Annotated in this window: 17 protein-coding genes; 7 read left to right on the top strand and 10 right to left on the bottom strand. The window is 70.7% G+C overall.

The window, feature by feature from the left end; genetic code table 11:
* Nucleotides 1-2: 2 nt before the first annotated feature.
* A complete protein-coding gene (locus WME79_RS30960; RefSeq protein ID WP_437522158.1) occupies nucleotides 3-740 on the bottom strand; it encodes a hypothetical protein in 738 nt (245 codons plus the stop codon).
* 366 nt (nucleotides 741-1,106) lie between these two features.
* On the opposite strand from WME79_RS30960, the gene WME79_RS30955 reads away from it, so the two are divergent.
* From WME79_RS30955 to WME79_RS30945, 3 genes are all read left to right on the top strand, one after another.
* Nucleotides 1,107-1,976 carry a hypothetical protein gene (locus WME79_RS30955; RefSeq protein WP_437522156.1) on the top strand — a complete coding sequence of 290 codons (870 nt, stop codon included), beginning with the start codon at nucleotides 1,107-1,109 and terminating at the stop codon, nucleotides 1,974-1,976.
* A gap of 230 nt (nucleotides 1,977-2,206) precedes the next feature.
* Nucleotides 2,207-3,730, top strand: a complete 1,524-nt coding sequence (locus WME79_RS30950) for a sugar ABC transporter ATP-binding protein (protein ID WP_437522154.1) — start codon at nucleotides 2,207-2,209, stop codon at nucleotides 3,728-3,730.
* The gene (locus tag WME79_RS30945) at nucleotides 3,727-4,827 is read left to right on the top strand and encodes a sugar ABC transporter permease (RefSeq protein WP_437522152.1); all 1,101 of its coding nucleotides are present in this window, start codon (nucleotides 3,727-3,729) and stop codon (nucleotides 4,825-4,827) included. The genes WME79_RS30950 and WME79_RS30945 overlap by 4 nt, the downstream gene beginning before the upstream one ends.
* A 168-nt stretch (nucleotides 4,828-4,995) precedes the next feature.
* On the opposite strand, the gene WME79_RS30940 is transcribed toward WME79_RS30945, so the two are convergent.
* The 4 genes from WME79_RS30940 to WME79_RS30925 form a co-directional block, all read right to left on the bottom strand.
* Entirely contained in the window at nucleotides 4,996-6,927 is a 1,932-nt protein-coding gene (locus WME79_RS30940; RefSeq protein ID WP_437522150.1) for an ABC-F family ATP-binding cassette domain-containing protein, read from the bottom strand.
* Between the two features lie 215 nt (nucleotides 6,928-7,142).
* The gene (locus WME79_RS30935; protein ID WP_437522148.1) at nucleotides 7,143-10,376 is read right to left on the bottom strand and encodes a CARDB domain-containing protein; all 3,234 of its coding nucleotides are present in this window, start codon (nucleotides 10,374-10,376) and stop codon (nucleotides 7,143-7,145) included.
* 348 nt (nucleotides 10,377-10,724) lie between these two features.
* Nucleotides 10,725-11,567: an ABC transporter ATP-binding protein gene (locus WME79_RS30930; RefSeq protein ID WP_437522146.1), complete on the bottom strand. Its 843-nt coding sequence runs from the start codon at nucleotides 11,565-11,567 to the stop codon at nucleotides 10,725-10,727.
* Between the two features lie 122 nt (nucleotides 11,568-11,689).
* Nucleotides 11,690-13,474: an SUMF1/EgtB/PvdO family nonheme iron enzyme gene (locus WME79_RS30925; protein WP_437522144.1), complete on the bottom strand. Its 1,785-nt coding sequence runs from the start codon at nucleotides 13,472-13,474 to the stop codon at nucleotides 11,690-11,692.
* A 102-nt stretch (nucleotides 13,475-13,576) separates the two neighbouring features.
* On the opposite strand from WME79_RS30925, the gene WME79_RS30920 reads away from it, so the two are divergent.
* Nucleotides 13,577-14,362: an aldo/keto reductase gene (locus WME79_RS30920; protein WP_437522142.1), complete on the top strand. Its 786-nt coding sequence runs from the start codon at nucleotides 13,577-13,579 to the stop codon at nucleotides 14,360-14,362.
* Nucleotides 14,363-14,372: 10 nt separating this feature from the next.
* The gene (locus WME79_RS30915) at nucleotides 14,373-15,347 is read left to right on the top strand and encodes an NAD(P)-dependent oxidoreductase (RefSeq protein ID WP_437522140.1); all 975 of its coding nucleotides are present in this window, start codon (nucleotides 14,373-14,375) and stop codon (nucleotides 15,345-15,347) included.
* Nucleotides 15,348-15,480: 133 nt separating this feature from the next.
* Here WME79_RS30915 and WME79_RS30910 read toward each other — a convergent pair whose 3' ends face one another.
* Entirely contained in the window at nucleotides 15,481-16,026 is a 546-nt protein-coding gene (locus tag WME79_RS30910) for a hypothetical protein (RefSeq protein WP_437522138.1), read from the bottom strand.
* Between the two features lie 799 nt (nucleotides 16,027-16,825).
* Here WME79_RS30910 and WME79_RS30905 point away from each other — a divergent pair.
* Nucleotides 16,826-19,003 carry an FG-GAP-like repeat-containing protein gene (locus tag WME79_RS30905; protein WP_437522137.1) on the top strand — a complete coding sequence of 726 codons (2,178 nt, stop codon included), beginning with the start codon at nucleotides 16,826-16,828 and terminating at the stop codon, nucleotides 19,001-19,003.
* Nucleotides 19,004-19,434: 431 nt separating this feature from the next.
* Here WME79_RS30905 and WME79_RS30900 read toward each other — a convergent pair whose 3' ends face one another.
* The 4 genes from WME79_RS30900 to WME79_RS30885 all read right to left on the bottom strand — a co-directional run bounded on the left by WME79_RS30900 (nucleotide 19,435) and on the right by WME79_RS30885 (nucleotide 23,385).
* The gene (locus tag WME79_RS30900; protein WP_437522135.1) at nucleotides 19,435-20,556 is read right to left on the bottom strand and encodes a calcium-binding EGF-like domain-containing protein; all 1,122 of its coding nucleotides are present in this window, start codon (nucleotides 20,554-20,556) and stop codon (nucleotides 19,435-19,437) included.
* A gap of 560 nt (nucleotides 20,557-21,116) precedes the next feature.
* Nucleotides 21,117-22,145 carry an AraC family transcriptional regulator gene (locus WME79_RS30895; RefSeq protein ID WP_437522133.1) on the bottom strand — a complete coding sequence of 343 codons (1,029 nt, stop codon included), beginning with the start codon at nucleotides 22,143-22,145 and terminating at the stop codon, nucleotides 21,117-21,119.
* A gap of 78 nt (nucleotides 22,146-22,223) precedes the next feature.
* Entirely contained in the window at nucleotides 22,224-22,709 is a 486-nt protein-coding gene (locus WME79_RS30890; RefSeq protein ID WP_437522131.1) for a hypothetical protein, read from the bottom strand.
* A 322-nt stretch (nucleotides 22,710-23,031) separates the two neighbouring features.
* Nucleotides 23,032-23,385: a hypothetical protein gene (locus WME79_RS30885; protein WP_437522130.1), complete on the bottom strand. Its 354-nt coding sequence runs from the start codon at nucleotides 23,383-23,385 to the stop codon at nucleotides 23,032-23,034.
* Between the two features lie 353 nt (nucleotides 23,386-23,738).
* Here WME79_RS30885 and WME79_RS30880 point away from each other — a divergent pair, with 353 nt between their 5' ends.
* Entirely contained in the window at nucleotides 23,739-25,400 is a 1,662-nt protein-coding gene (locus tag WME79_RS30880) for a hypothetical protein (protein WP_437522128.1), read from the top strand.
* The last annotated feature ends 98 nt before the right edge of the window (nucleotides 25,401-25,498 follow it).

Raw genomic sequence — 25,498 nt, 5'->3', positions numbered from 1 at the left:
GGTCACTCCCTCTCACGGTCTGCCCGGCCGGACGGCTGCCCCGCCGTCGTCGGGATCTCGCCGATCTCGATCCATTGCCTCAGCCGCCGCAGCTCGCCCCGCAGCTGCCGTCTGGGCAGCTCCGCGAGCAGCTCGCCCGCCGCGCGCGCGAGCCGCCCCCTCGGCCGCGCGCCGGGCAGCACCACCTTGATCTCCGTGCCCCTGTCGCCCGGCGCGGTCGCGAGCGAAACGACGCCTGCCGGCGTGCGCTCCGGGCCACCCGCGCCGGCCGCCCGGATCGTCGAGGCCTGCCTCTTCGCGCCCGCCTCCACGCGCCCGATGCTCTGCAGGAGGCGCCGCACGCCCGCCGCGTCCTGCAGCGCGTGCAGGACCGCCGCCCGCACGCGGTTCACCGTGACGCTGCTCACGACCCGCGGGGCGCGGGCCCCGAGCGCCCGCAGCGCCGGCGCCGCGATCTCGACCCCGAGCGACGGCCGCTCCTCGGACAGCCCGGCGACCCGCTCGTAGATGCGGTATGCCGCCGTCTCCAGCCGGCTCAAGAGCAGCCCCCCGATTCCCCTCCTCCCCGGCAGCCGCGCGCAGCTCCCGCGCTGCGCCGCCGCGCTCTGCCGCTCTCTCAGCGGGGTTCTCTCCTGCTCCGTCGGGGGCGCGCCTTCGCCGCCGCTCCGCTCCCGGTCCGCGCTCTGCGCGCCCCTCTGTGACGCGGCGCGCGCTCGCCGGCCAGCCTTCGCCCGTGCCATCTCTCCTCCTTCGAGCCTCCCCGAGAGAGCCCGCGAAGGCGCCTTGCAAGCAGGCGGCCACTCGCGCTGATCCAGGCGCTCACGTCTCAACGACGCTCCGAACATGCCACCGCCGTTGCGAGCGGGCCCAACAAGGACATTCGCGCGAGCCTCGCCTCTCTGGCGAACGACGGCGCGAACGACGGCGCGAACGACGGCGAACGACGGCGAACGAAGAGAAAGATGGATTGCAGCGAAGAAAGAAGAAGGTTGCAGGGCCTGAACTTCCAGGCGATACTCGCCGCGCCAGGACGCTCCTTGATTCAATTGACGTCCGGCCCAGAGCGAGCGCTGATTAGCATAACGTAGATACGGAGAGTTGAACGTATGAAGACTAGAATTTTCCTGCGTGCTTTTAACTTGGCGGTCTGTGGACTGGCTGTCGCGGCGTTCGCGGCGTGCGGTGGCGACGACGACGGCGGCGGCGGGAGCGGGGGCGCTGGCGGCTCCGGCAGCGCCGGCAGCACGACCTCCGCGGGCACCGTGGACCCGTCGACCACGACGGCGAGCACGGGGACCACCGACCCCGCCACGACCTCGTCGGCTGCGAGCACCTCGGCGTCGACGGGCGCGGGCGGGGGCCCCCAGACGATCGAGATGATCGATGACATGGAGGACAACGACAACGCCATCCTGGCCAAGGGCGGGCGGGTCGGTTACTGGTACACCTTCAATGACGGTTCGGAGGGGGCCACGCAGACCCCGCCGCCCGATCCGGAGGGGACCGGGGAGGAGCCTTTCACGATGACGGCGCTCGAGCCGGCGCGCTCGCAGAGCACGTATGCGGCGCGCTCGTGGGGGGAAGGCTTCGAGACGTGGGGCGCTGGTTTCGGCTTCGATCTGAACAGCCCCGAGGGCGCCAAGGCCTCCTATGACGCCTCGGCGTACACCGGAATCACGTTCTGGGCCAAACTCGGCGCGGGCTCCGGTACGAGCGTGACCGTTCTGATCTCGGATCCGGGCACGGATCCGACCGGCGGTTCCTGCTCGGAGTGCGACGCGTGGCAAAAGTCGCTCCCCGTCACCGAGGAGTGGCAGCAGTTCACGATTCCCTTCGCGGACCTGAAGCAGGGCGGCTGGGGCGATGCGGCGGGCACCGACCAGATCGACGCGACGAAGCTCTACGCGATCCAGTTCCAGATCGGCATCGCGCCCAAGTTCGACCTCTACATCGACGACCTCGGCTTCTACAACTGAGCGCCCTCGCCTCGGCTGCTCCGGGAGCCCTCGCGCAGGGGGCTCTCATACACTCTTCGCCCCCCGCACCTCCCAGGAAACATGCGAGACGCGTGAGGCGTGACGCGTCACGCCTCACGCGCGACGACCCGGGCGCCTAGCTCCTCTCCGCGCTTCCAACAAAGTGCTTGCATCGCAGGCCCCTCCCAGGCGAACGTGGCCGCGCGCTGACGCCCCTTGCGCCCAGGACAATGCCTCTCCTCGAGCTCGCATCGATCACGAAGCAGTTCCCCGGGGTGAAAGCCCTCGATGGCGTCTCGTTCGACCTCCAGGAAGGCGAGATTCACGCCCTCTGCGGCGAGAACGGCGCGGGTAAGAGCACCCTCATCAAGATCCTCTGCGGCTACTACCCCGCAGGCACCTACGGCGGCGAGATCCGCTTGAACGGCGGCGTCGTGCAGTTCAGCGGCATGCGCAGCGCCGAGGAGCACCGCATCGCGCTGATCGCGCAGGAGCTCGCGCTCGTGCCCGATCTCACCGTCGCCGAGAACCTCGTGCTCGGGCGCGAGCCCGTCCGCGGGGGGCTCATCGACTGGGACGCGGTGCGGGCCCTGGCCCGGGAGGCGCTCGCGCGCGTCGGGCTCGACATCGATCCCGAGCGCCCGATCAAGGACCTGGGCATCGGCCAGCAGCAGATGGTCGAGATCGCGAAGGCGCTGCTAAAGGACGCGAAGATCCTCGTCCTCGACGAGCCCACGGCGGCGCTCACCGAGTCTGGCGTGAGGACGTTGCTCGGCCTGCTCCGCGATCTGCGCGCCCGCGGCGTCTCCTGCATCTACATCAGCCACCGGCTCGAGGAGGTCTTCGAGATCGCCGACCGCATCACGGTCCTCCGTGACGGCAAGTCGATCACGACCCAGCCGCGGACCGCGCTCTCGCCCGACAACGTCATCTCGTACATGGTCGGCCGCGAGGTGACGAACCTCTATCCCTGCCCCCCGCCGCCGGAGGGCCCCGTCGCGATGTCGGTCCAGGGCTGGTCGGTCGAGGACGCTGGGCACCCCGGGCGGTTCGTGCTGCGCGACGTGAGCTTCGAGGTGCGCGCCGGCGAGGTGCTGGGCATCGGCGGCCTCATGGGCGCCGGCCGCACCGCGCTCCTCTCGACGATCTTTGGTGCTGCAACGAGCCGCGTCACCGGCGCGATCTCGGTCCGAGGCGGCCCCGCGACGCCGCCGTACACGGCGCCCGCGCAGGCGATCGAGGCGGGCATCGCGCTCGTCAGCGAGGATCGCAAGCGCTACGGCCTGGTGCTCGAGGCGACGCTCCTCGACAACATCACGCTCGCGACCCTGCGGCGGTTCGTGAAGGGGCTCTTCCTCGATCACACCGATCGGGAGGTCACGGCCGTCGAGCAGATGAAGGCGCTCAGGACCAAGGCGTCTGGGCCGCTCGCGCTCGCGAACCAGCTCTCGGGCGGCAACCAGCAGAAGATCGTCATCGGCAAATGGCTGATGACGGGGCCGCGGGTGCTGCTGCTCGACGAGCCGACCCGGGGAATCGACGTCGGCGCGAAGGCGGAGATCTACCAGCTCATCCACAAGCTCGCTTCGGATGGGCTCGCCGTGGTGCTCGTGTCCTCCGATCTACCGGAGCTACTGGGCATGAGCCACCGTGTGCTGGTCCTCAACCAGGGCAGGCCGACGGCCTGCATCGATCGGAAGGACGCGACCGCGGAGCGCGTGATGGCTGCTGCAACGAGGAAGGTGACGGAATGAGCGAGGCCAAGCTTCGCGTGCGTATCCCCTGGCGCGCCCTCTCGATGGTGGGCTCGCTCATCGCGATCTGGATTGCCTTCTCCATCACGACCGATGGGACGTTCGTGACGCCGCGCAACCTGACGCTCCTCGCGCGGCAGATGTCGGTGACCTCGATCCTGGCCATCGGCATGGTGATGGTCATCGTCGCGGGGCAGATCGATCTCTCGGTGGGCGCGCTCACCGGTCTGCTCGGCGCCTCATCGGCGATGATCTACGTGAGCCTCGGCTGGCCGCTGCCGGCCGCCTTCGTCCTGCCGCTCCTGCTCGGGGCCGTCCTTGGCTTCGTGCAGGGCACCCTGGTGGCGCGGCTGCGGATTCCCCCCTTCATCGTCACGCTCGGCGGGATGCTCATCTTCCAGGGCTCCATGCTCGGCTTGACAGGTGGTGTGTCCATCTCGCCGGCGCGTCCTTACCTGTTCGTGGGCCAGGCGTACGTGCCGCACACCCTCGGCTGGGCGGGCGCTGGCGTCCTCTGCGTCGGGCTGCTGTACAAGGCGGCGCGCGCGAGAGGCTCGGCGCGCTACCCGTGGATCGGGCTCGCCGTGTTCTCCCTCGCGTTCGCCGCCCTGATGAACTCCTACGAGGGTGTGCCGTTCCCCGTGCTGGTCGTGCTCGTGCTCGCGACCGTGTTCACGGTGCTCGCGAAGCACACGACGTTCGGGCGGCACCTCTACGCGATCGGCGGCAACCGAGAGGCGGCCTTCTACTCCGGCATCAGCATCGATCGTCACCTCATCGCCGTGTTCACGCTGATGGGCGTGATGGCGGGCATCGCGGGCGTGGTGCTCACCGCCCGCGTCGGCTCCGCGACCTCGGACGCAGGCCGGATGATGGAGCTCGACGCCATCGCGGCCGCCGTCATCGGCGGCACGTCGCTCCTCGGCGGGCAGGGCACCATCTGGGGCGCGCTGCTCGGCGCGCTCGTCATGGCCTCGCTCGACAACGGCATGAGCCTGATGAACACGGAGAGCTTCTGGCAGCCGATCATCAAAGGCATCATCCTCATCCTCGCCGTCGGCATCGACATGGCCAGCCGCAAGACACGAGGGCATTAGGCGAGCCGCCGCTCGCGTTGCGATCAGGGTGAGTTGCCGCCGCTCGCTTCCCGGTTCTGCGAACAGGTAGGCCCCGGGAGAGGGGGGCCCCCGCGCCGCGCGGCGGACCCCCTCTCCCGGGGCCGGGCAGCCCGTCAGGACCTTCGGGCCGGGCAGCCCGTCAGGACCTCACTGCGGCTGGACCGCCCCGAGCTCCGCGATCTCCTGCTCGATCTGCTCCCACTCCGCCATGAGCGCGTCGATGCGCGGGCCGAGCGCCTCGTCCTCGGCCTGGAGCGCCGCGATCTCGGCCTGCCCGGTGCGCTCGAAGAAGCCGTCGCTGCAGTAGAGGTCGTGGATCGCCTTCTTCCGCGCCTCGGCCGCCTCGATGGACGCGAGCACCTTGTCGCGCCGCGCGGGCAGCTCCTTCTGCCGGTTGCGACGCCGCTTCTGCTCCTCCCAGGAGCCGCCCGCCTCCGCAGGCGCGGCCGCCTTCGTGTGCTCGCGCTTCGCCTTCAGCACCACCGTGTCGGCGTCGAGGTGATCATCGCCGCAGCCGGCCAGGTACTCCTCGTAGGTGCCGGGGAAATCGCGCGGCCCGCTCGGCGTCACCTCGAGGATGCGCGTCGCCAGCTCGGAGACGAAGTAGCGATCGTGCGAGACGAAGAGCACCGTCCCCTCGAACGCCTTGAGCCCCTCGACGAGCCCCTGGATCGCCTCGAGATCGAGGTGGTTGGTCGGCTCGTCGAGCACGAGCACGTTGGGGCGCTCGACGATGATCCGGCAGAAGATGAGCCGCGCCGCCTCGCCGCCGGAGAGCGAGCCGACGCTCTTCTCGACGTCGTCGCCCGAGAACAGCGCCTTGCCGAGCTGGCCGCGGACGTAGCTCGGCGACTCGTCGGGGCACGCCGCCCACAGGAAGGAGAGCGGCGTCATCGACCCGTCGACGAGCAGCTCGCGGTGATCCTGGGCGAAGTAGCCGATGCGGGCCTCGTGCCCCCACGACGCGCCGCCGGCGTCGGCCGCGAGCCGGCCCACGAGGATCTTGAGCAGGGTCGACTTGCCTAGCCCGTTCGGCCCGATCACCGCGACCCGCTCGCCCCGTCGCACCGATAGCGACACGTCGCGCAGCACCTGCTTCGCGCCGTACGACTTCGAGATCCCCTTCGCCTCGAGCACGTCGCGCCCGCTCGGCCTCTGGATCGCGAACCGGAACACCGGCGAACGGCGCGACGTGTCGGCGAGCTCCTCGACCTCGATCTTCTCGATCTGCTTGAGCCGGCTCTGCGCCTGGCGCGCCTTGGTCGCCTTCGCGCCGAACCGCTCCACGAACGCGCGCTTGTCCGCGATGATCTTCTCGGCGCGGGCGATCTCGGCCTGCTTGCGCTCGCGGATCGCCTGCTTCTCGACGACGAAGGCGGCGTAGTTGCCCGTGTAGAGCGTGATGGTCTCGTAGTCGACGTCGAGGATGTGCGTGGCGACGTTGTCGAGGAAGCGCTGGTCGTGGGAGATGACGACCGCGCAGCCCTTGTAGCCGGCCAGGAACTTCTCGAGCCAGCGGATGGAGAGGATGTCGAGGTGGTTCGTGGGCTCGTCGAGCAGCAGCACGTCCGCGCCGCCGAGGAGCACCTGCGCGAGCAGCACGCGCAGCTTGAAGCCGCCCGAGAGCGTGGAGAGCGGCCTCCGGTGCGCCTCCACGGGGATGCCGAGCCCCTCGAGGACGGCGCTCGCGCGCGCCTCCAGCGTGTACCCGTCGTGGGCGCGGATGCGATCCTCCAGGTCGGCCACCCGGCCGGCGTCGCCGCCGTCCTCCGCGAGGCGCCGCGACTCGACGAGCGCCTCCCACACGACGCGATCACCCATCATCGCGAGATCCAGGATGATCTGGTCGTCGCTGAGGAACCGGTCCTGCCGGAGCACACCCACGCGGGCGTCCTTCGGGATGCTGACGTTCCCGTCGCTCGCGGGCTCGTCGCCCGCCACGATCTTCAGGAAGGTGGTCTTCCCTGAGCCGTTCGCGCCCACCAGGCCGTAGCGGGATCCGGCGTTCAGCTTGAGCGAGACGCCTTCAAAGAGGGTCCGATCACCGAATGATTTCGCGAGGTTCGAGGTTCCGAGCATGGCGCTGTAGGGGCTTGGGTCGCGGCGCGCGGGGCGCGGGGTGCAGCGCGCCGGGGCGGCGCGCCTTGCGGGGCGCCGTCAGCGGCGCGGCGGGGCGCACAGGCATAGCACCGCGCTCCGGGCGGGAGCCGGTGTTCGTGCGCCAGCGCGGCGCGCGGCGCCGGCGTGGCGCGCGTCCGGCTGGCAGGGAGGCCCGCCGGCCGGACGCCGGCGCGTCAGTTGATCTCCGGGCACAGGATCTTGTCCGACGCGGCGTCCTTGTTGTTCCCGTCGTTGCACTCGTCGATCGCGCCGTCTGGGTCGACGATGGCGTAGATCAGGATCGACAGGTTCGACGGGAACTTCTCGATGGTGGCGGTGAGATTCACGCTCGCCCCTGGCGCGATCGGCCCCGGGATGACCTCCTCGTGGAGCGCCGTCCCGCCCTGGCCGGGATCGCCTGCGTAGTACCGGATCCGCACGTCGCTGGCCGGCGCGGAGCCGGCGTTGGTGACGGTCGTCGGCACGTCGACCTGCTTCATGGCGCACTTGTTGGTGTTCACCCGGCCGATCTCGATCTGGAGGTCCGGGCGCGCGCTGCCGGCGTCGAGCGGCGCGGTGAGCGTGTTGTTGTCCTCGTGGCACTCGCGCTCGATGGCGTCCTCGTCGACGACCGCGCGCACGCGGGCGGGCAGCGTCCCCTGCGGGTTGTGCGTGGCGTTGTAGTGCACCGTGAGGAGCAACGAGCTGTGCGGCTCGATGCTGCTCTGGAGGACGAACTGCAGCGGCGCGAGGTCCTCACCGTAGAGCGGCTCGTCGACGACCGGCGTGTCCCACTCGCCGTAGAAGTTGATGGCGACGCCGGGGCCGACGCGGAGATCACCGAGGTTCTCGACGCGCACGGTGATGGCGACCTCGTCGGTGAGCTCGCCGCAGGTCGCGTCCGGGGACGAGACCTGGATGCCGCTCAGCGCGAGATCCGGCGCGATCCCGTACGACCGCGGGTTCGAGCGGTAGGTGTTGTAGGTGCGGCCGCCGTACGCCTTCCAGCTCTCGGGCTCCCGCACGGGGATGCCGCCGCTCTCGAGCACGTTCGTCACGTGGTAGCTGTGCTGGTTCCAGATGCGGCGCGCCGAGACCCAGAGGTCGTTCTGCGCGCCCCAGACCTCGAGGCCGTTGTTGAAGTCGGTGCCTTGCGAGCAATGGTTCGATTCGTTCGAGGTGCCGAACACGATCTCCGCGTTGCCGTCGTTGTCGACGTCGGCGACGATCGGGTACTCGGATCGGGTGCGGCTCGGCGAGGGCACCTTGAACAGGACGTCGGCCGTCACGCCGTCGTAGACGCGGAAGTAGCACTCGTCGTTGTAGATGACCTCGGCGGCGCCGTCGCCGTTGAAGTCGAACACGCTCGACCCGGTGGTGCGGCTCGAGTCGTCCTCGGTCAACCGCTGCCAGCCGTTGTGGTAGCAGACGCAGGTGCCCCGCTGCTGGTTGCACGTCGCCGCGCCCGGGGCGCCGCACTCCTCGTCCGTGGTGCACGGCTTCCCGTTCGGGGTCCGCTCCGGGTTGCCCTGCAATCCCGTGACCCCGTCGGTGAACGCGTTGGGCCACGCCGGGCACTCGGCCGTCGGCGCCTGGAGATCGAACATCATGTAGCGGAGGCCGAACGCCGTGCCGACCTCGGGGAAGCCGTCGCCGTCGAAGTCGTCCACGTTCGGGGCGCCGCCGTCGAAGGTGGTGCCCTCGGCCGTCATCACCTGGCGGCGCTTGATGGTGCCGTCCTGCCCGTTGAGCACGAAGAAGTACCCGTTGTTGAACAGGATCACCTCCGGGCGCTTATCGAGCGGGTTGTTCGGCCCGGGCGCGGCGTCCTGGTCCTCTCCGAGGACGTCGGCCACGGCGCAGAGGCCGTCGCGCTGCGCGTTCGGGATCCCGGCCGTGCCGTTGACGGTCTGCCCGTCCCAGAGCTCGAGGAGCTTGCCCTCGCAGAACGCCGTCGCGTCCTTGTCGGCGTAGGGCGGCGCGCACCCGGCCCTGCTCGTCACGCCGGGCGGCGGGCGGGGCAGAATATAGGCGGTGCTGCCCGCGACGATCTCCAGCCGGGGGTCGTCGTCGAGGTTCGCGACGCAGGCGATGGGCCCGAGCCGGTTCTGCGGGTTCGCCGGAGACCCCTGTACCCCTTGAGCCTTGTCGCCCTTGAAGTGGTCGACGATGGAGAGCTCGCGGGTCGCCTCGTCGACGCGCAACGTGAACACGTTCGGCCCGACCACGATCTCCGGGAGCCCCTGTCCGTCGATGTTGGCGAGCGCGGGCGACGGCTCGTTGTAGCCCGTCCAGAGTATGTCCGTGAGGACCTTGGTCTCGCCCGTGTTGCTGAAGATCTGGAGCCCTGTCTTCATCACCTTCGTGGAGCCCTGCATCTCCACGACGGCGGTGACCGCGACGATCTCGGGGACGCCGTCGCCGTCGAGATCGCCGACGGCCAGCCCGGCGGTCGGCATCAGCGTCGCGTCGGCGCAGGCGTAGGGCGCGTCGATGGGGTCGCCTTCGTGCCAGACCTGCGCGCCGAGCACCGCGAAGTAGTTCTCTCCCTTGCGGGGACCGCCGCCGTGGATCGCGCGGAGGACGCCGTTCTTGTCGAAGTCCGAGCCGCAGAACGTCGTGAAGATGATCTCGGGGAAGTCGAGCTCGTTGATGAGCCCGTCGCCGTTGTCGTCGTCGAGGTTGGCGACGAGCGGCGTCATGACGGTCTGCGCCGAGGTCTTGAACGGGCTGTTGGCGGCGTCGGAGTTGGCGCGGTTCTCCCCTCCCCACTGGATCTCGTTCTGCGGCAGGGCGCCCGCGAACGGCTCCGGCGGCAAGAGGCACGTGGGCGCGGCGCCCGTGCCGGAGCAGGAGCCGACCTCGCAGGAGGCGTAGGTGGGGCAGTCCCAGTCGTCCTCGCAGGGGCAGCTGGCGGTCCCGGCGCCGTCGTCGGTGCACGTGCTCTCGAAGTAGGCCTGTCCGCCGCACGTGAAGAGCTCGCGCGTGGTGCTGCCGTTCGACACGCACTGCTGGAGGCTGTCGCCGTCGCACGTCCGCTCGCCGGCCGTGCAGGCATCGACGACGCAGATGGTGCCGTTGCAGAACTGGTTGAAGGCGCACTGGAGGTCGCTCTGGCAGGCGATATCGACGCAGCGCGCGCCTGCATCCGGGGGCGTCTCGCACACCTCGGTGGCGTCGCAGGTGAGATCGTCGCACGTGTTGTTGACGCAGGTGCCTTGTCCGTCCTCCTCCTCGCAGTGCTGGTCCGCCCGGCAGTTCACGCCCTCACAGCCACTCTCGCCGCCTGCGCCGCCCGAGGCGGCCATCGACCCGACGAACCCGCCGCCATCGCCCGAGCTGCTGCTCGTGCCGCCGTTGCCCCCGCCGCCATCGCCGGGTGGCGTCGCGACATCCGGATCACCGCCGCAGGCGGCTATAGCGAGCAAAAACCAAGGAAGGGCGCGGGGAAGCAACTGCCGGGGGCACGTGGGCATGAGACGATTGTACGAGCGCGCTGTCGGCATGGAAGCGCGTTCGCGCGCGGGATCGTGCGGCGAGTGGGAGCTCTGCCCACGATGGGCGTCGCGCGCGGCGGCGGTCAGCGGCAAGCGGGGGAGAGGGGGAACAGGCTACGCGAGCCGTGGGGACGGCCGCGGTGGGGGCCGAGAGCTGCGGCACACGGAGGGTATTGGAGGTGACCTGGGTGCGAGTGCCGATCGCGCTGCCCACGCTCGATAGCGGGCGTGTCGTGCAGCGCCGGAGTCCGACAGCGCGCTTGTTCCGCCCGCGGGGCCTCACGCCCCGCCGCTCTCCAGCGCCTCCTGCAGCGCGCGCACCTCGCGCGCGAACGCGGGCTCGGTGCGCAGCGCGGCCGTCCGCTTGTCCGGCAGCGCCAGCGTGCGGTCGGCGACGACGCGCGCCGGCCGCGGGGAAAGGACGACGGCGCGCTCGGCGAGGTAGGCGGCCTCGGTGATCGAGTGGGTCACGAAGAGCACCGTCATGCCGAGCTCGGCCCAGAGCGCGCGGAGCTCGTCGTCGAGCCGGCTCCTCGTGAGCTCGTCGAGCGCGGCGAACGGCTCGTCGAGCAGGAGCAGCCGCGGGCGCGTGACCAGCGCGCGGGCGAGCGATACGCGCATGCGCATGCCGCCGGAGAGCTCGGCCGGGTAGCGCGCGCCCGCGTCGGCGAGGCCGACCTGGATGAGCGCGGCCCGCGCCGCCGCGTGGCGCTCGTCGAGCGGCGCGCCGGCGAGCTCGAGCGGCAGGGCGGCGTTCTCGAGGACGCTCCGCCAGGGCAGGAGGTGGGCGTCCTGGAAGACGTACGCGAGGGGCGCGCGCGCGCCGCCTGCGCGGCTCTCGCCGCCCGGCGCGTCCTCGGCCTCCACGACGGCCGCGCCGGCGTCGGCGCGGTCCAGCCCGGCGACGAGCCGCAGCAGGGTGGATTTGCCGCAGCCGGAGGGGCCGAGCAGCGCGACGAACGCGCCAGGCGCGATGTCGAGATCGATGCCGTCGATCGCGATCACGCCGGGGGCGCCATCCCTCGGCGCACGGCCCGCGTCGTCCACCACCGGGAACACGCGCCGGACGGCGGTCAGCCGCACGCGGACGCCGCCGCTCGCCCTGGCCTTGTTCGTCTGCATCTGCGCCCGGCGTTCTATCCGCGCCGCCGCCGGTTGACCAGGCGCTCGTGCGCCGCGCGCCGGCGCCGAGCAGCCGCGCGTGCGCCGAGCAGCCGCGCGCCGAACAGCCGTCGCCCGCGCCCTCAGCTCGACGAGGCCGTTCGCACGCAGCGGAAGCCGCCGCCGGCGAAGCGGTAGTGCGCCTCGAAGCTCGTGCGCGCCCAGGTGCGGAGCGACTGCGCGCCGTACATCCACGAGCCGCCGCGCATCACGAGCAGCGGCCGATCCGAAGGCCGCGTGTTGCGCGGGTTGTGGGAGGGGCCGTCCGCATAGAAGTGCGGATCGTCGTAGTCCTCGCACCACTCCCACACGTTGCCGGCGAGATCGAGGATGCCATACGGGGAGGCGCCCCCCGGCAGCGAGCCGACGGGCACCGTCCCGCCCTCGCGGTTGTCGTAGTTCGCGCGCGTGGGCCCGGGCTCGGCGCGCCCCCACGGGTATTTGCGGCCGTCCGTGCCGCGCGCGGCCTTCTCCCACTCGGCCTCGGTCGGCAGGCGCTTGCCGGCCCAGTTGGCGTAGGCCCGCGCGTCGTCCCACGACACGTACACCACGGGGTGATCCTCGAGGCCCGCGGGGATCTCGCCGCGCCTGAAATGGGCGAGGAGCCTGCTCGCGTCGTCGTCGTCGGGGCGATACCCCGTCACGTCGAGGAACGCCTTGAACTGCCGGTTCGTGACCGGCGTGCGATCCATGTAGAAGGCGTCGACATGGACCTTCCTGCGCTGCTGCCCGCTCAGGAACGGCCCGCCGGGGACGAGGATCATCTGCTCGCCGGTCTTCTCGCGGACCGTCGGCGCGAGCTCGCGCCCATCGGACGAGGGCCGCGCCGGGGCGGGCGAGAACTCCGAGAGCGCCTCGTCGAGCCGCGCCCGGAACTCCGCGCACGACCCCGGCCTCCCCGCCGGGTCCTTCGAGAGCGCGTCGAGCACGAGCCGGTCGAGGGCCGGCGGGATGTCGGGGCGCAGCGACGAGGGGGGCGCCGGGGCGTCGGCGACGTGGGCCATCATCACGGCGAAGTGGTTGGGGCTGTCGAACGGCACCTGCCCTGTCGTCAGCTTGTAGAGCGTCACGCCGAGAGAGTAGATGTCCGAGCGCCGATCCGCGGCGTGGGGGCTCTTCACCTGCTCGGGCGACATGTAACAACACGTCCCGAGGAACGCGCCGCTCAGCGTGTACGTCGTCCCCTCCAGGATCTTGGCGATACCGAAGTCGACGATCTTGGGGGAGAGGCCGTCTTTCCCGGTCGTGACGAGGATGTTGTCGGGCTTGAGGTCGCGATGGATGATGCCCATGCGGTGCCCCTCGTCCATCGCCTCGAGGACGCCGCCGAACAGCGCGCGGATCTCCTGGAAGGGGATGCGCCCGCGCCACCGCTCGAGGTGCCGCACCAGCGTCGACCCGTCGACGTACTCCATGACGATCGCGAGCAGGTGATCGCGCTCGACGAAATCGTAGACGGCGACCACGTTGTCGTGGCTCCAGGAGCGGAGCACCCGCGCTTCCCGCGCGAACCGCCGCCGGATCTCCGGGTTGCCGCACAGGTTCGAGTGCAGGCATTTGACGGCCACGACGCGCTCGCGCGCCCGGTCGTAAGCGCGGTAGACGACGCCCATGCCGCCCTCGCCGAGCGTCGACTCGATGCGATAGACGCTGATCTCCGTCCCGGGCAAGAGCCGCACCGGCGGCAGTGGCAAGGAGGAGGGCGGCAGCCCGACGGCGCCGGGCTGCGTCGCGGGGAACGCCGTCGCAGCGAGGGCGGGGCCGGGATCCGGCGCGGTGACGAGCTGGCCGCACGAGGGGCAGAAGCGGGCGTTCTCCGGGAGCGGAGCGCTGCAGCCGGCGCACCGGGGAGGGGTGTCCTGGCCCATCGGTGGCCCGGGAGTCTCGCACAGGTCGGGGCGGCCGTGGGCGGCGAATGTGTGGCGCGCGCGAGCCGATGACATCCACGGAGGTAAGGTAAGATCCGCCCCATGGACGACTGGCTCCACCGCGCGCCGACAGCCTTTCGCGGCAAGCGCATCTTCCGGCTCGGCCTCGCGGCGAACTACGGGATCGACGAGGGCGGGGTGCGCGCGGCGATGGATCGGGGGGTCAATCTCTTCCTCTGGACGATGCGCTCGGGCGGGCTCGGCAACCCGCTGCGCGAGGCGCTGAAGGGGCGCCGCGACAGCGTGGCGGTGGTCGGTTTTGCGCAGGCCGGCTGGTTCGGCTGGGGCGTGCGCCGGGGCGCCGAGAAGCTGCTCCGGGAGCTCGGGACCGACCACCTCGATGTCTACCTGCTCGGCTGGCTCGGCGTCGGGTCCGCCTGGACGAGCGCGACCGAGCGCGAGCTCGTGCACCTGCGCGAGAGCGGCAAGGTGCGGGCGCTCGGGGTGAGCATCCACGACCGCCCGCGGGCAGGCGGCCTGGCCGAGTCGTCGCCGCTCGACCTGCTCATGATCCGCTACAACGCCGCGCACCCCGGCGCGGAGCGTGACATCTTCCCGCACGTGCGCGACGCGAAGCCGAGCATCCTCGCCTACACGGCGACGGCGTGGCGGCGGTTGCTGAAGCAGCCGAAGGGCTGGGATCGGCCGGCGATGACGGCGGGCGACTGCTATCGATTCCAGCTCTCCAGCCCGCACGTGGATCTCGCGCTGACGGGGCCGAAGAACCGGGCCGAGGTGGAGGAGAACCTCGACGCGCTCGCGAAGGGCCCGCTCACCGCGGACGAGCAGGCGTGGATGCGGGAGTTCGGGCGCGCCGTACACGGGTGAGGAGGCGCTGGTGGATCGGCTGATCATCGCGAGCACCGTTGTTCTGCCGTCGGAGGCGGCGCGCTCGCTCTCGGAGGGCGTCGCGCCGCACGCGCTCGAGCTGGCCGCGGCGCGCTCCGCGAAGAACCTCGCCGTCGTCGCGCCGGATCCCCTCGTCCTGGGCGCCGAGGTCGTCTTTGGCCAGCCGCACCCCGACGACGTGTGCGCGGCCCCGCGGCTCCGCTGGGTGCACCTCAGCACGGCGGGGTATGCCCGCTACGACGTGGCGGCCGTGCGCGCCGCGCTCGCCGCCCGCGGCGCCGCCCTGACGACGAGCAGCGGTGTCTACGCCGATCCCTGCGCGGAGCACGCGCTCGCGTTCCTGCTCTCGGCCTCGCGCCGGCTGCCCGAGTGCCTCGAGAACCAGCGCGGCCCGCGCGGCTGGCCCGACGCCTCCGTGCGGTCGAGGAGCGCGCTCTTGCGCGGCCGGCGGGTGCTCCTCCTCGGCTTCGGCGCCATCGGCCGCCGCCTCGCTGCGCTGCTCGCCCCGTTCGAGGTGGATCTGCGCGTCCTGCGCGCCCGCCCCCGCGGCGGCGAGCCCTTCCGCGTGGTCGTGAGGGAGGAGCTGGGCGACGCCTTCGCCTGGGCGGATCACGTGGTCTCGAGCCTGCCCGAGGCCGAGGGGACGCGGCGCCTGGTCTCGGCCGCGCTGCTCGCGCGGATGCGTCCGGACGCGTGGTTCTTCAATGTCGGCCGGGGCGTCACGGTGGACCAGGCCGCGCTGCTCGAGGCGCTCGAGGCGCGCAGGATCGCGGGGGCGTACCTCGACGTGACGGATCCCGAGCCGCTGCCGCCGGAACACCCGCTCTGGCGCGCTCCAGGCTGCGTCATCACGCCGCATTCGGCCGGCGGGCGGCGCGAGGAGCCGATGGCGCTGGTGGAGCATTTCCTGGCGAACCTGCGGCGCTTCGAGCGGGGGGAGCCGCTCGCGGACAGGGTGATCTGATGCGGCGCGTGGGCGCATCTGCGAAGGTGCGGCGCACGGCAAACCGCAAAGAAAATGTTCGGTCAACCCAAGGCAGGTTCCGCCGTTGGAGCGTGACGTCTCCAACGTGCCTGGCTTTCCTCCCCCCGTGCACTCATTGGGTGAGCACGATGCTGTCGACCAGGCCGGTGGTGTTGCTGATGGGTGTGCCGAGCAGGCACCCGACGACGCTGCCGAGATAGCTGACCCCGGATGTGATCTTGGTGGCAGAGTCTCCGGCGTAGCGCCCGGCGGTGACCGTCCCGGAAAATAGGGCGGTTTGGCCGACGACGGTGGGGGCCGACCAGGTGATGGTGCTGGTGCCGCCTGTGGCATCGTTCCAGGTGACAGTCTCGGTCTCTGGCGGTCCCGCGGAGACGGGCACGCAGCCGAGGGACAGCGTGATGGAGGCGGCGCCGGTGGCGCTGGGGCCGATCACGCACGTGTCGTAGTCGAAGGCTTCGGTCACCGTGACAGTCTGCGGGGTGACGGTGACGGCCGGGCTGAAAGATCGGTTGAAGGATCCCACGCATTGAACGTCGATGACCGCCGCGCGCGCGGGCGTGGCGAGGGTGAAGCACACCGGGGCTGCGGCGGCGATGAAAGTGGCAGCGGTGAGCTGGGCGATTCGAAGAGTGTTCATCTTCGCATTGCGGAGCATAGGTCATCCCTCCTGTGAGGATTGGGGAGAGCAGCGCGCCAAACGTGCAAACTCATGGCGCCCTGCGAGCGCAGGGCGGCACCCTACGCCTCTGCGCCGCCGCGATCAATACGCCGAGGCCAGAGCTCACCGACGCGTTATCTGCTCACGGAGCTCGATCCCGTCCCTCGCGGGCCGGCTGGAGCAGCGCTGTGGCGCCGTCCGGAGCGGAATCGCGTTCGGTCACCGGGTCGGTTCAGCGATGTGTTGAGGGTCATGTCGCCTATGCACAGACGTCACCGTCTGTGCAACATACAAACGATAGCGCCCATCCATGAACGTGAATCACAGATGTGAATCACGTGGGCCGACGCATTTTTCGATTTACGTGACTTGCCACGTCCCTAGTATGCGGGCGGGCACTCCGCCGTCGTTCTCGACAGAGTGTCCGCCGTCGTTCTCGACAATGAGGGGTGCGCTCCGCGGCTGAGGCATTCAGGCAGCAGCAGTGGCAGCAGCGGAGCGCGACTGGGCCCGGGGGGCTGTTCGTGCCCGGCATCGCGGTATGCACGATGCCGGTCAAACGGGCTCGATGAGGCGGTGTGCCCTGATTTCAGCGCGGGAGCACGGTGGCTCGTGCGGCGGCGCGCGCGAAACGCGAAAGACGCGCGGGGCCCTGCCCCGATATCACCTCCGCGACTGACGTGCTCACGCTGGCATCGATCTTGAATTGTTGAATCGGACGACCTGAGGTTTCTCCAGCCAGCGCAGGCCCGGCACCGCGCGGCACCCCCGCTTGAACCAAAACAGAGGACAAACCATGCGCTCTTTCAAGAGCTCTCTTCTCGGTTATCTGGCGATCCCGGCTTTCTCCACCCTGCTGCTCGCGAGCTGCACCAGCGCCGGCCCCTCGGGGGCCGACGGCGACGACGAGGCCGCGGGCGAAGCCCATGGCGCGCTCACCCCCGAGCAGTGCAACTACTTCGACGTCAACGGTACGGTCCAGCTCTGTCACAGGACCGGCTCCTCGACGAAGCCGTACACGATCATTCGCGTCAGCGAGCAGGCGTGCATCAACGCGCACAGCGCCCACGCCAGCGACTACGTCACCAGCCTCGACCCGAGCTCGCCGCTCTACGACCCGACCTGCGGCGGTCAGGGCTGTCTGGCCGTGAACGCGCCGTGCGACCCCACGGTGCCGTGCTGTGACGGCCTCACCTGCCAGAGCGGCACCTGCACGGATGTTAACGAGTGCGCCTTGGGCACCGACAACTGCGATGCGAACGCGGCGTGCACCAACACGGCGGGCTCGTTCACCTGCGCCTGCAACGCGGGTTACTCCGGCGACGGCGTCACGTGCACCGACGTCGACGAGTGCGCCCTCGGCACCGACAACTGCGGCGCGAACGCCGCGTGCACCAACACGGCGGGCTCGTTCACCTGCGCCTGCGACGCGGGCTACTCCGGCGACGGCATCACCTGCGCGGACGTCGACGAGTGCGCCGCCGCTACGGCCAACTGTGACGCGGACGCGACGTGCACCAACACGGCGGGCTCGTTCACCTGCGCCTGCAACGTGGGTTACTCCGGCGACGGCGCCACGTGCACGGAGATCGACGAGTGCTCGCCCAACCCGTGCCAGAACGACGGGACCTGCACCGACGGTCTCAGCAGCTACACCTGCGAGTGCTTGCCCACCTACGAGGGGACCAACTGCGAGGCTTGCGAAGGCAGCCTCGCGGACTGCAACGGGCTCACGTCCGACGGCTGCGAGGCGAACCTCGAGAGCAACGCCTCCCACTGCAGCGCCTGCAACGTCGCGTGCGCGGCGGGTCAAATCTGCTCGAACGGTGGCTGCCAGACCCCGCCCTCCGGTCAGGTCCCCGGCACGCCGATCAGCGTCTCCGACCCTCACAGCCCGCTGGCTCCGGCGGTCGCCGATGTGAACGGCGACGGCAAGCTCGACGTCCTGGTGGCCAACGCCGAATCCGGGTCGTTGCTGTTCCCCTCCGGGTCGCTCTCCGTGTTTCACGGCAACGGCGACGCGACCATCCAGCCGGAGCTCTACACCACGGGCGCCCCGCTCTCCAGCAATGCGGTCGTGGCGGTGGACGTGGACGGCGACGGGTGGCTCGACGCCGTCACCGTCAACGGTCAGACCAACCTGCCCCTCATCAACGGGAGCATCAGCGTCTACCGAAACCTGGGCCCGAGCGCGCCCGGAACCTTCGGCGCGCCGACGAATTTCACAACCGGCACCCCGGGCTCCGTCCACCTCTGCACCGGGGACTTCGATCACGATGGGGCGGCCGACATCGCCACCACCAGCGTGACCCTGAACCAGGTGAGCGTGATCTTCGGCACCGGCACGGGCACCTTCGGCACGCCCGTGTTCACAACCATCGCGGGCACCGGCGGTGTGCAGTCGACCATCGCCTGCCGTGATTTGAACGGCGACGGCTTCTCCGATCTCGTGGTGACGAGCCCCGGCTCCGCGCGCCTGTCGATCCTCATCAACCAGGGCAACGGCTCGTTCGCCGCGCCGGTCGCCTACACCAACGCCGTCAACGGCCAGACGGCGGGCATCGCCTTCGGCGACGCCGACGGCGACGGCAAGCTCGACATCCTCTCGAACGGCGCAGCCGGCCGGTACCTCTTCTTCTTCAAGGGGAACGGCAACGGCACTGTCGCGAGCGGCGTTCAGTCCGCCGCCGCGCCCACCGCGATCGCCAACTCGGCGCTCGGGGTCGTGGCCAGCGATTTCAACGGCGACGGCAAGCTCGACGCCTACATCCTGGTCACCACCTCCGCGGGCGGCGTCCGCCCGATGACCGGCAACGGCAACGGAACCTTCGTCTCGGGCACCGTCGTCTCGACCGGCGCTTCGCCTGGCCTCAACGCCATCGCCGCCGCGGACATGGACGGCGATGGGTACGACGATCTCGTCCTGACCAACCGGGCATCCAGCACCGTCACCGTGGTCCCCAACGGACTCTGACCCGCTTCTTCGCCCTCGCGCTGCGTATCGTCCGGAAGTCTGCTGACGAGGCCGTTCGTCCTGGTACGCAGCGCTCCCCGGAGCTCCACGGAGCGACTCACCGTCTCCCCCTCTCGCAGGCACGTTGTAGGATGTCTGTGAGATGGGGGAGAAAGCGAGGGGCTCGCTTCCCGAACACCCGCCGCGCGGAGGCCGTCAGGGGCTCTCCGTCGCGCGCCGGCCGGCGAAGGCGTCGGCGGCGATGGGATCGCCGGTATCGCTCGAAGGATAGAGCAGATATTCCCCGTCCTCGAAGGTGCGCACTCGGCTTTACCGGGCGCAGGGGATGCAGGAGCTCGGGGCGGAGCCGGCCGCCGGCCTGGCGAGCCTGTTCGCGAGGCCCGCTCGGAGCACGGCGGCGGCTGGCGGGTAGGAAGTGGGGAGCCGCGGGCTCAGTTGCAGGTGACGCTCTGGCCCGCTGCGAGGGCCAGGACATCGGCGGCGCACGCCGCGGCCTCCGTCGCACTGAGGCCGGTCAGGAAGGCGGGGAAGGCCCCACCACTGCAATTCCCGGCGAACTCCTGAGACACGTTCATCACCTGCACACCGCAGAAGCTAATGACATCCTCACCCGCCTGCGTTCCGGCAAGGAGCTCCACGACGGAGCTGCCGTTCTCGGTGACTGCCCAGGAATAACTCCCGCCACCGCCGGTCCCGCAGGGGGCCGGGAAGGAGTAGTTGGTGCACCGGCCATCCGTCACGATCGTCCCCGCCATCGCGGACTGCCAGGCCGAGTTCCCGGCGCAGGGGCAGAGAGAGGCGGCGGTGTCGCAGAGGGTGCCGCTGTATCCGGAGTCGCACTCGCACGTGAAGCTGTTCAGGCCGTCGACGCAGGTACCGTGCACGCAGGGGTTCGACGCGCAGTCGTCGATGTTGGTCTCGCAGTTCGTCCCCGCGTAGCCCGGCTCGCATTCGCAGACGTAGCCGTTCACCGCGTCGAGACACTGGCCGTGGACGCAGGGGTCCGAGGCGCACTCGTCGATCTCGGTCTCGCAGTTGGTCCCCGTGTAGCCGGGGACGCAGGTGCAGGTGTAGCCGCTCGCGCTGCTCGTACACGTGCTGCCGTTCTGGCAGGGGCTCGGCGAGCAGTTGTCCGAGACGTTCGGCGTGCAGGTCCCGCCGGTGCACGAGAAGCCTTCACAGCACGGCAGCGTCGTGTCGCACGGCGCGCCCTCGGGCAGGCAGCCGTCGCCCTGGCAATCCGGGTCGTTCACGGCGACGTAGTCGCCGGCGTGCAAGACGTGCGCGTTGACGCACGCCGTCTGGCTGATCTTGAGGATCGAGTACGGGTGCGTGGCCGAGCCCGTGCGGTGACAGATCTGGACCTTGCCGTTGACCGTGTAGTAGCTGCACTGGGCCGCGGTGAGCGCGTCCTGGGACTCGCCGACGGCCTCTGAATGGTCGTGGTGCTCCGCAGGTGCGTCGGTGCCGGCGGTGCTGCAGGCGGCGAACAGCAGGGCTGTGGCCGCCGAGAATGTCAGATACGCCAGGCGAGATGTGTCGGGGTGTCTCATGACTCGTCCTTTTCGATGGGTGAGGCCGCCGCGCGAGGATGGGGCGCTGGCGGCGGGGAACGCGTGGTTCGTGGTCGTCGTTCGTCGTGATTCGATGTCGGTGCTAACCGCGGAACAGCCGATCTCGAGTCGATGTCGCCGGCGCCGCGCGCAGAGGGCGCGTGTCCCCGAGTCTCCAGCGCTCGAAGAGCACCGGGATCGGGGCGCACCACGGCCTCTGGCCGCTCACGCCCGCCGCCGCGAGCTGCGCGGCCTCGGGCGTAAAATGGCCCTCACGATCGCCGCTCACCGCCGCGGATGCCTTTCGACATCAGCCGAGGAGAGGGCGCCTCACATCGCCTGCGACCTCGGGGCCTCACCTTCAGTCGAGCTGATCGGGGAGGGCCGAGATCGATGGCGGTGGTTCAGTCCGCCATGGCGCGCACGTTTCCCGTTCTCGGCCCGAGCTGCAAGCGCGAACATCGGGCGTGCGCAAATTGCAACCGGACTCTGCACAGCGACGGACCGATCGTGCATAACCTTGATCGCTTTGTGCGCAGCGCCGATCGTTTTGCGCGCAGTCACCTTCCTTGCCGCGCGCGCGCGGCGGCCAGGGTGTCCGAGGGGCTCTCGCCGAAGCGCCGCCTGTACTCCACGCTGAAGCGGCCGGGGCTCGAGCCGAACCCCAGCGAGGCGCCGACGTTCATCACCGTCGTCCCGGGCGCTCCCTCGAGCAGCTCGCGGCGCGCGAGATCGAACCGCCGCTCGCGGGCGAACTCCATCGGCGTCGCGCCGTGCGCCGCCCGGAAAGCGATCTGCAACGCGCGCACGGCCACGCCGGCGGCCTCCGCGATGCGGGCGACCGTCAGCTCCTCGGCCGCGTGCGCGGCGATGAACTCCTCCGCGCGGCGCACGCACGGCCGCGAGGTGCTCGGCGGCAGGCGCTCGAAGAGGTGGGAGGCGCTGTGCGGCAGCCCGGTGAGCAGGGCCGTGAGGAGCGAATCGCCCAGCGAGGCGAGCAGGTGGAGCGAGGTGCGGGGCTGTTCGAGCGCGTGGAAGCACGCCTCGACGAGGTCTCGCACGAGCACGCCCGGTCCCGCTTCGAGCGAGAGCGCCGGGGCAAAGACGATCGGGTCCTGCGGCGCCCGGCCGGCGAGCGCGGCCACGTGCGCCGGGAGCGCCGCGGCGTCGAAGACGACGGTCCGGGCGCGAACTGCGGGGTCGGTCAGGAGGCTCCCCGAGAGACCGGGGGAGAGCAGGATCGCGCGCCGTTCGGGGACCACGCCGAGCCGCTCGCCCCCGTGGCTCAACTCGATCGTGCCTTCGGCGCACGTCGCAAGGACATACCGGTCTTCCAGGTGGTCGAAGTGGATGCGGGCCCCGCCGCGCCATGAGCCCGTCACGAAGGTCGCGGGGGCCGCGCCCGTGACGCGCAGCTCGCACGAGAAGGATTCGCGGGAGAGCGGCTCCAGCTTCGTGCCTGGATACAGGCGCTGCATGACGACCTCCGCCTCGGAGGGGTCGGCCGTGCAGATCTCGCGCGACGCGATCGTGGCGGGGCTGTCGATCCTCGTGCGATCTTGAGCGGGGCAAAGCGCGCGATTCGGCATCTGGTCTCTCCGAGATGCAATCCGGATGCCCCAAGCCTGGAGCAGCGCCCGGCGCCAATTTTCGAGCTTCGCGCGCCGTCAGGGGCTCGCCTTCGCGCGCCGGCCGGTGAAGGTGTCCGAGGCGATGGGAGCGCCGGTGTCGCTCGAAGGATCGAGCGGATCTTCCCCGTCCTCGAAGGTGCGCACGACGAGGGAGCCGGCGATCTCGTCGCATCCCTGACCGACCGTGTCGAGCACGATATCGATCCGGGCCGTCGTCAGCAGGGTGTTGTCCTCGTTGTACACGAACGCGAACAGGGCGCCTCGAGCGCCGTCGTTACCGACCTTCTCCCAGCTCCCCTGTTGGTTGGAGAAGTTGTAGAGGGGCTGCGTCGAGGTGGTCCCGAAGAAGGACCCGTCGGCCGCGAACGTCCAGAAATCCCTCGCCCCGCCGGCTTCCGAGATCAGGTAGGTCCCGGCGCAGCTGGAAGGGAAGCCTCCGGCCAGGGTGGGCGCCGGCCGGAGCGCGAGCCCGAAGGCCGCGAGCGGGAGCAGCGAGAGAGCGAGCAGGAGCCTTTTGTGCATACGGTGTCGATCCTTTCCACGGACCAGGGCGCGTGCTCTCGGCGCGTTCGAGCGCCCGGGCACCGCGACAGGTCCGCTCAAACGAGCGTGGAGAAGCTGACTCTTATCTCACGGCGGTGACGCCGCCGGAAGCGGTTTGGGCGCGGGGAGCTACGGCGCGGACGACCGAAGAGCCCTCCGAGCGCTGCGGCTGCAAGATGAATTCGAGAGATCGGCATCGCTGAAAGCTCCTTTGTGTCGAAATAGTCATTCAATCACGCCCGTGCGCCGGCTGTAGACGGGCAGGGAAGGAGCACGGACCCCGGGATCTCGGGATCAGGGCCTAATCGAGCAGCGAGCGCGAGAGCGCGGGCTGCATCTCGCGGAGCGCGGCGTCGAAGCGCGCGACCGGATCGACGCCCCAGAGGGCCAGTTCCGCGCCGATGCCCCCGAGCGTCGCGACGGCCGCCTCGCGCACCGCAGCCATTGCCTCGCGCGCCTCGTACGGGAGCGCGCCCCCGCCGAGCGCGCGGAGCGCGGGCGAGGCCAGCCGCGTGTGCGGGCGCTCGATCTCGTTCTTGAGCGCGACCCAGGCCGGATCGTCGCCCCACGCCTCCGCGCTCGGCAAGCCCGCGGCGAGGCCCAGCGCCGCTGCGGCGAGGATGGAGGCACCTCTGAGGAAGCCCGGTGTGCTCATGATGGAGAGGTCCTCCTTGGCGGCCCCCTGGCCGGAACGCCGCCCCCGGTGCGATTCATCGCAGACCCCGCGTTGCCCTCCTGACGGGGCGGAGGCGCGCATGCCGTGGGCGCACCGTAAATGTGAGCCCGGCGGCCCATCAGGTTGTTTCACTGTGAATTCTCTGTGAATCGCACCGCCGGGTCCGCACTTCACGCTTCCCATCGATCCTCGCGCGCTCCGCGGCGGAACGGCCGAGGGTGGGGCGACGCGAGGGTGGGGCGAGGCGCCATGCCCTCTCGTCCGGCACGTGAATCCGGCAGGGGTCACGCTGTTGCTTCCGGACGGGTCTGTGGGTGAGGATGCTGACACAAATGAAGCGTTCTCCGCAAAGCGCCCAGCGCGCTGCCGTCGTGGCCGAGCTGGAGCGGGTGGTGGCGAGTCCGGTATTCGGTGGGTCTGCGCGGCAGATCCGGTTGCTCCGCTTCCTGGTCGGCGAGGCGCTCGCGGGGCGCGGCGCCGATCTGCGCGCACCTCTCCTCGCCACCCGCGTCTTCGATCGGCCCGAGGGCTTCGACTCCGTCGAGGACTCGATCGTACGCGTCGAGATGAGCAAGCTCCGGCGCGCCCTCGAGCGCTATTACGCCGCGAGCCCCGCCGCCGCGGTGCGCATCGAGCTGCCACGCGGCCGCTATGCTCCCGTCTTCGCCACCGGGCCGGCCGCGGCCGACCCCGCCCAGCCCTCACTCTCCCCACGCCCCCCGATGGATTCGCAGCCCGCTGATGGGTCGGGGCCGCTGTCCCCCCGATCGGGCTGTATCCCGGGCAGCGCCGACGGGCCCGTCGTCGCGATCCTCCCCTTTACCTCGATCGGCGCCGTCGCCACCTCCTCGAGCGGGGCCGCGCCGGACAGCGAGCCGCCGGAGCCGGGCTCTGCGGGCACGCGGCGCTGCGCCGTCGCCCGCGGCCTGACCGACCGGCTCGGCGACCTCTTCGTTCGCGCACCGCGCGTGCGCGTGCTCTCGCGCGCCGCCACCCTGGACGAGGCCGAGGCGCGGGGCGCGCGCTACGTGGTCGAGGGGAGCGTGCGCATCGTCCGCAGCGCGCTGCGCGTGACGGTCAAGCTCCACGACACCGCGCGCGGGATCCAGGTGTGGGGCAAGACGTTCGACCGCTTCGACGTCGACGACCGTCTGCTCGCCGTCGAGGACGAGATCGCTTGTGAGATCACCACCCTGCTCGTCTCGCTGCCCATGGGCGCGATCCATGCCATCGAGTCCGAGGAGCGCTCCCTCCACCCTCCCCGCTCGTCGTACGAGGTGCTCCTGTGCATTCCCCGGTGGCTCGTCACCTTCGATCGCGACCTGCAAGCCGAGCTCGCGGACCACTGCGCGCGCTTCCTCGAGTGCGACCCCGATGACGGGGTGCTGCTGGTGTATTCCTCGTTCTTTCAGGTGCTCTCGTCGTGGACGGCGGCTGGCAGGGATTACGACCTTCGCCAGGCCGAAGACCATGCGCGCCGGGCCGTCGCGCTCGAGCCCAAGCTGGCCAGTGCGCACCAGGTGCTCGCGTTCGTGCTGCTCGACGCCGGCGACGGTCCAGGGGCGCTGGCCGAGGCCGAGATCGCCCTGAGGCTTGGCGGGCCGCTCATGCTCACGGGCTTCCTCCTCGCGGTCGCCGGCGACTGGGAGCGCGGCACATTCATCCTCCGCAAGCACCAGGGCTGGACGAAGCGCTATCCCCGCGCAATCCACCACGCCCTCGCGCTGGACGCCTGTCGCCGCGGCGACTACGCGGCTGCCCTCATCGAGGCCGAGGCCATCGCCCCCCGCCACCTCGCCTGGAGCGCGCTCGACCGCGCCGTCGCCCTGACCCGCCTCGGCCGCTTCGTCGACGCCCGCGCCGCCGCCGGCGAGCTCGCCGCCATCCTGCCCGCAGTCGCGCGGGATCCCCGGGCCGTTGTCCGCCGACTGACAGCGGACCAGGCCCTGGTCGACGACCTCGTGGAGGCGCTCGCGATCGCAGGGCTTGGCTGAAGTGGAGACGGCGGCGCAGGAGCGCCGCCGCCGCTCCTGCTGGTGCGGCGCGCGCTCGCGGCGGCTTCCGCATGCCCTGAGAGCGCCTTCCCGGGTGC

Origin of the sequence: Sorangium sp. So ce726 (assembly GCF_051521405.1) — a bacterium.
Classification (GTDB): domain Bacteria; phylum Myxococcota_A; class Polyangia; order Polyangiales; family Polyangiaceae; genus Sorangium.
This window is presented reverse-complemented; position numbering and strand designations above follow the sequence as displayed.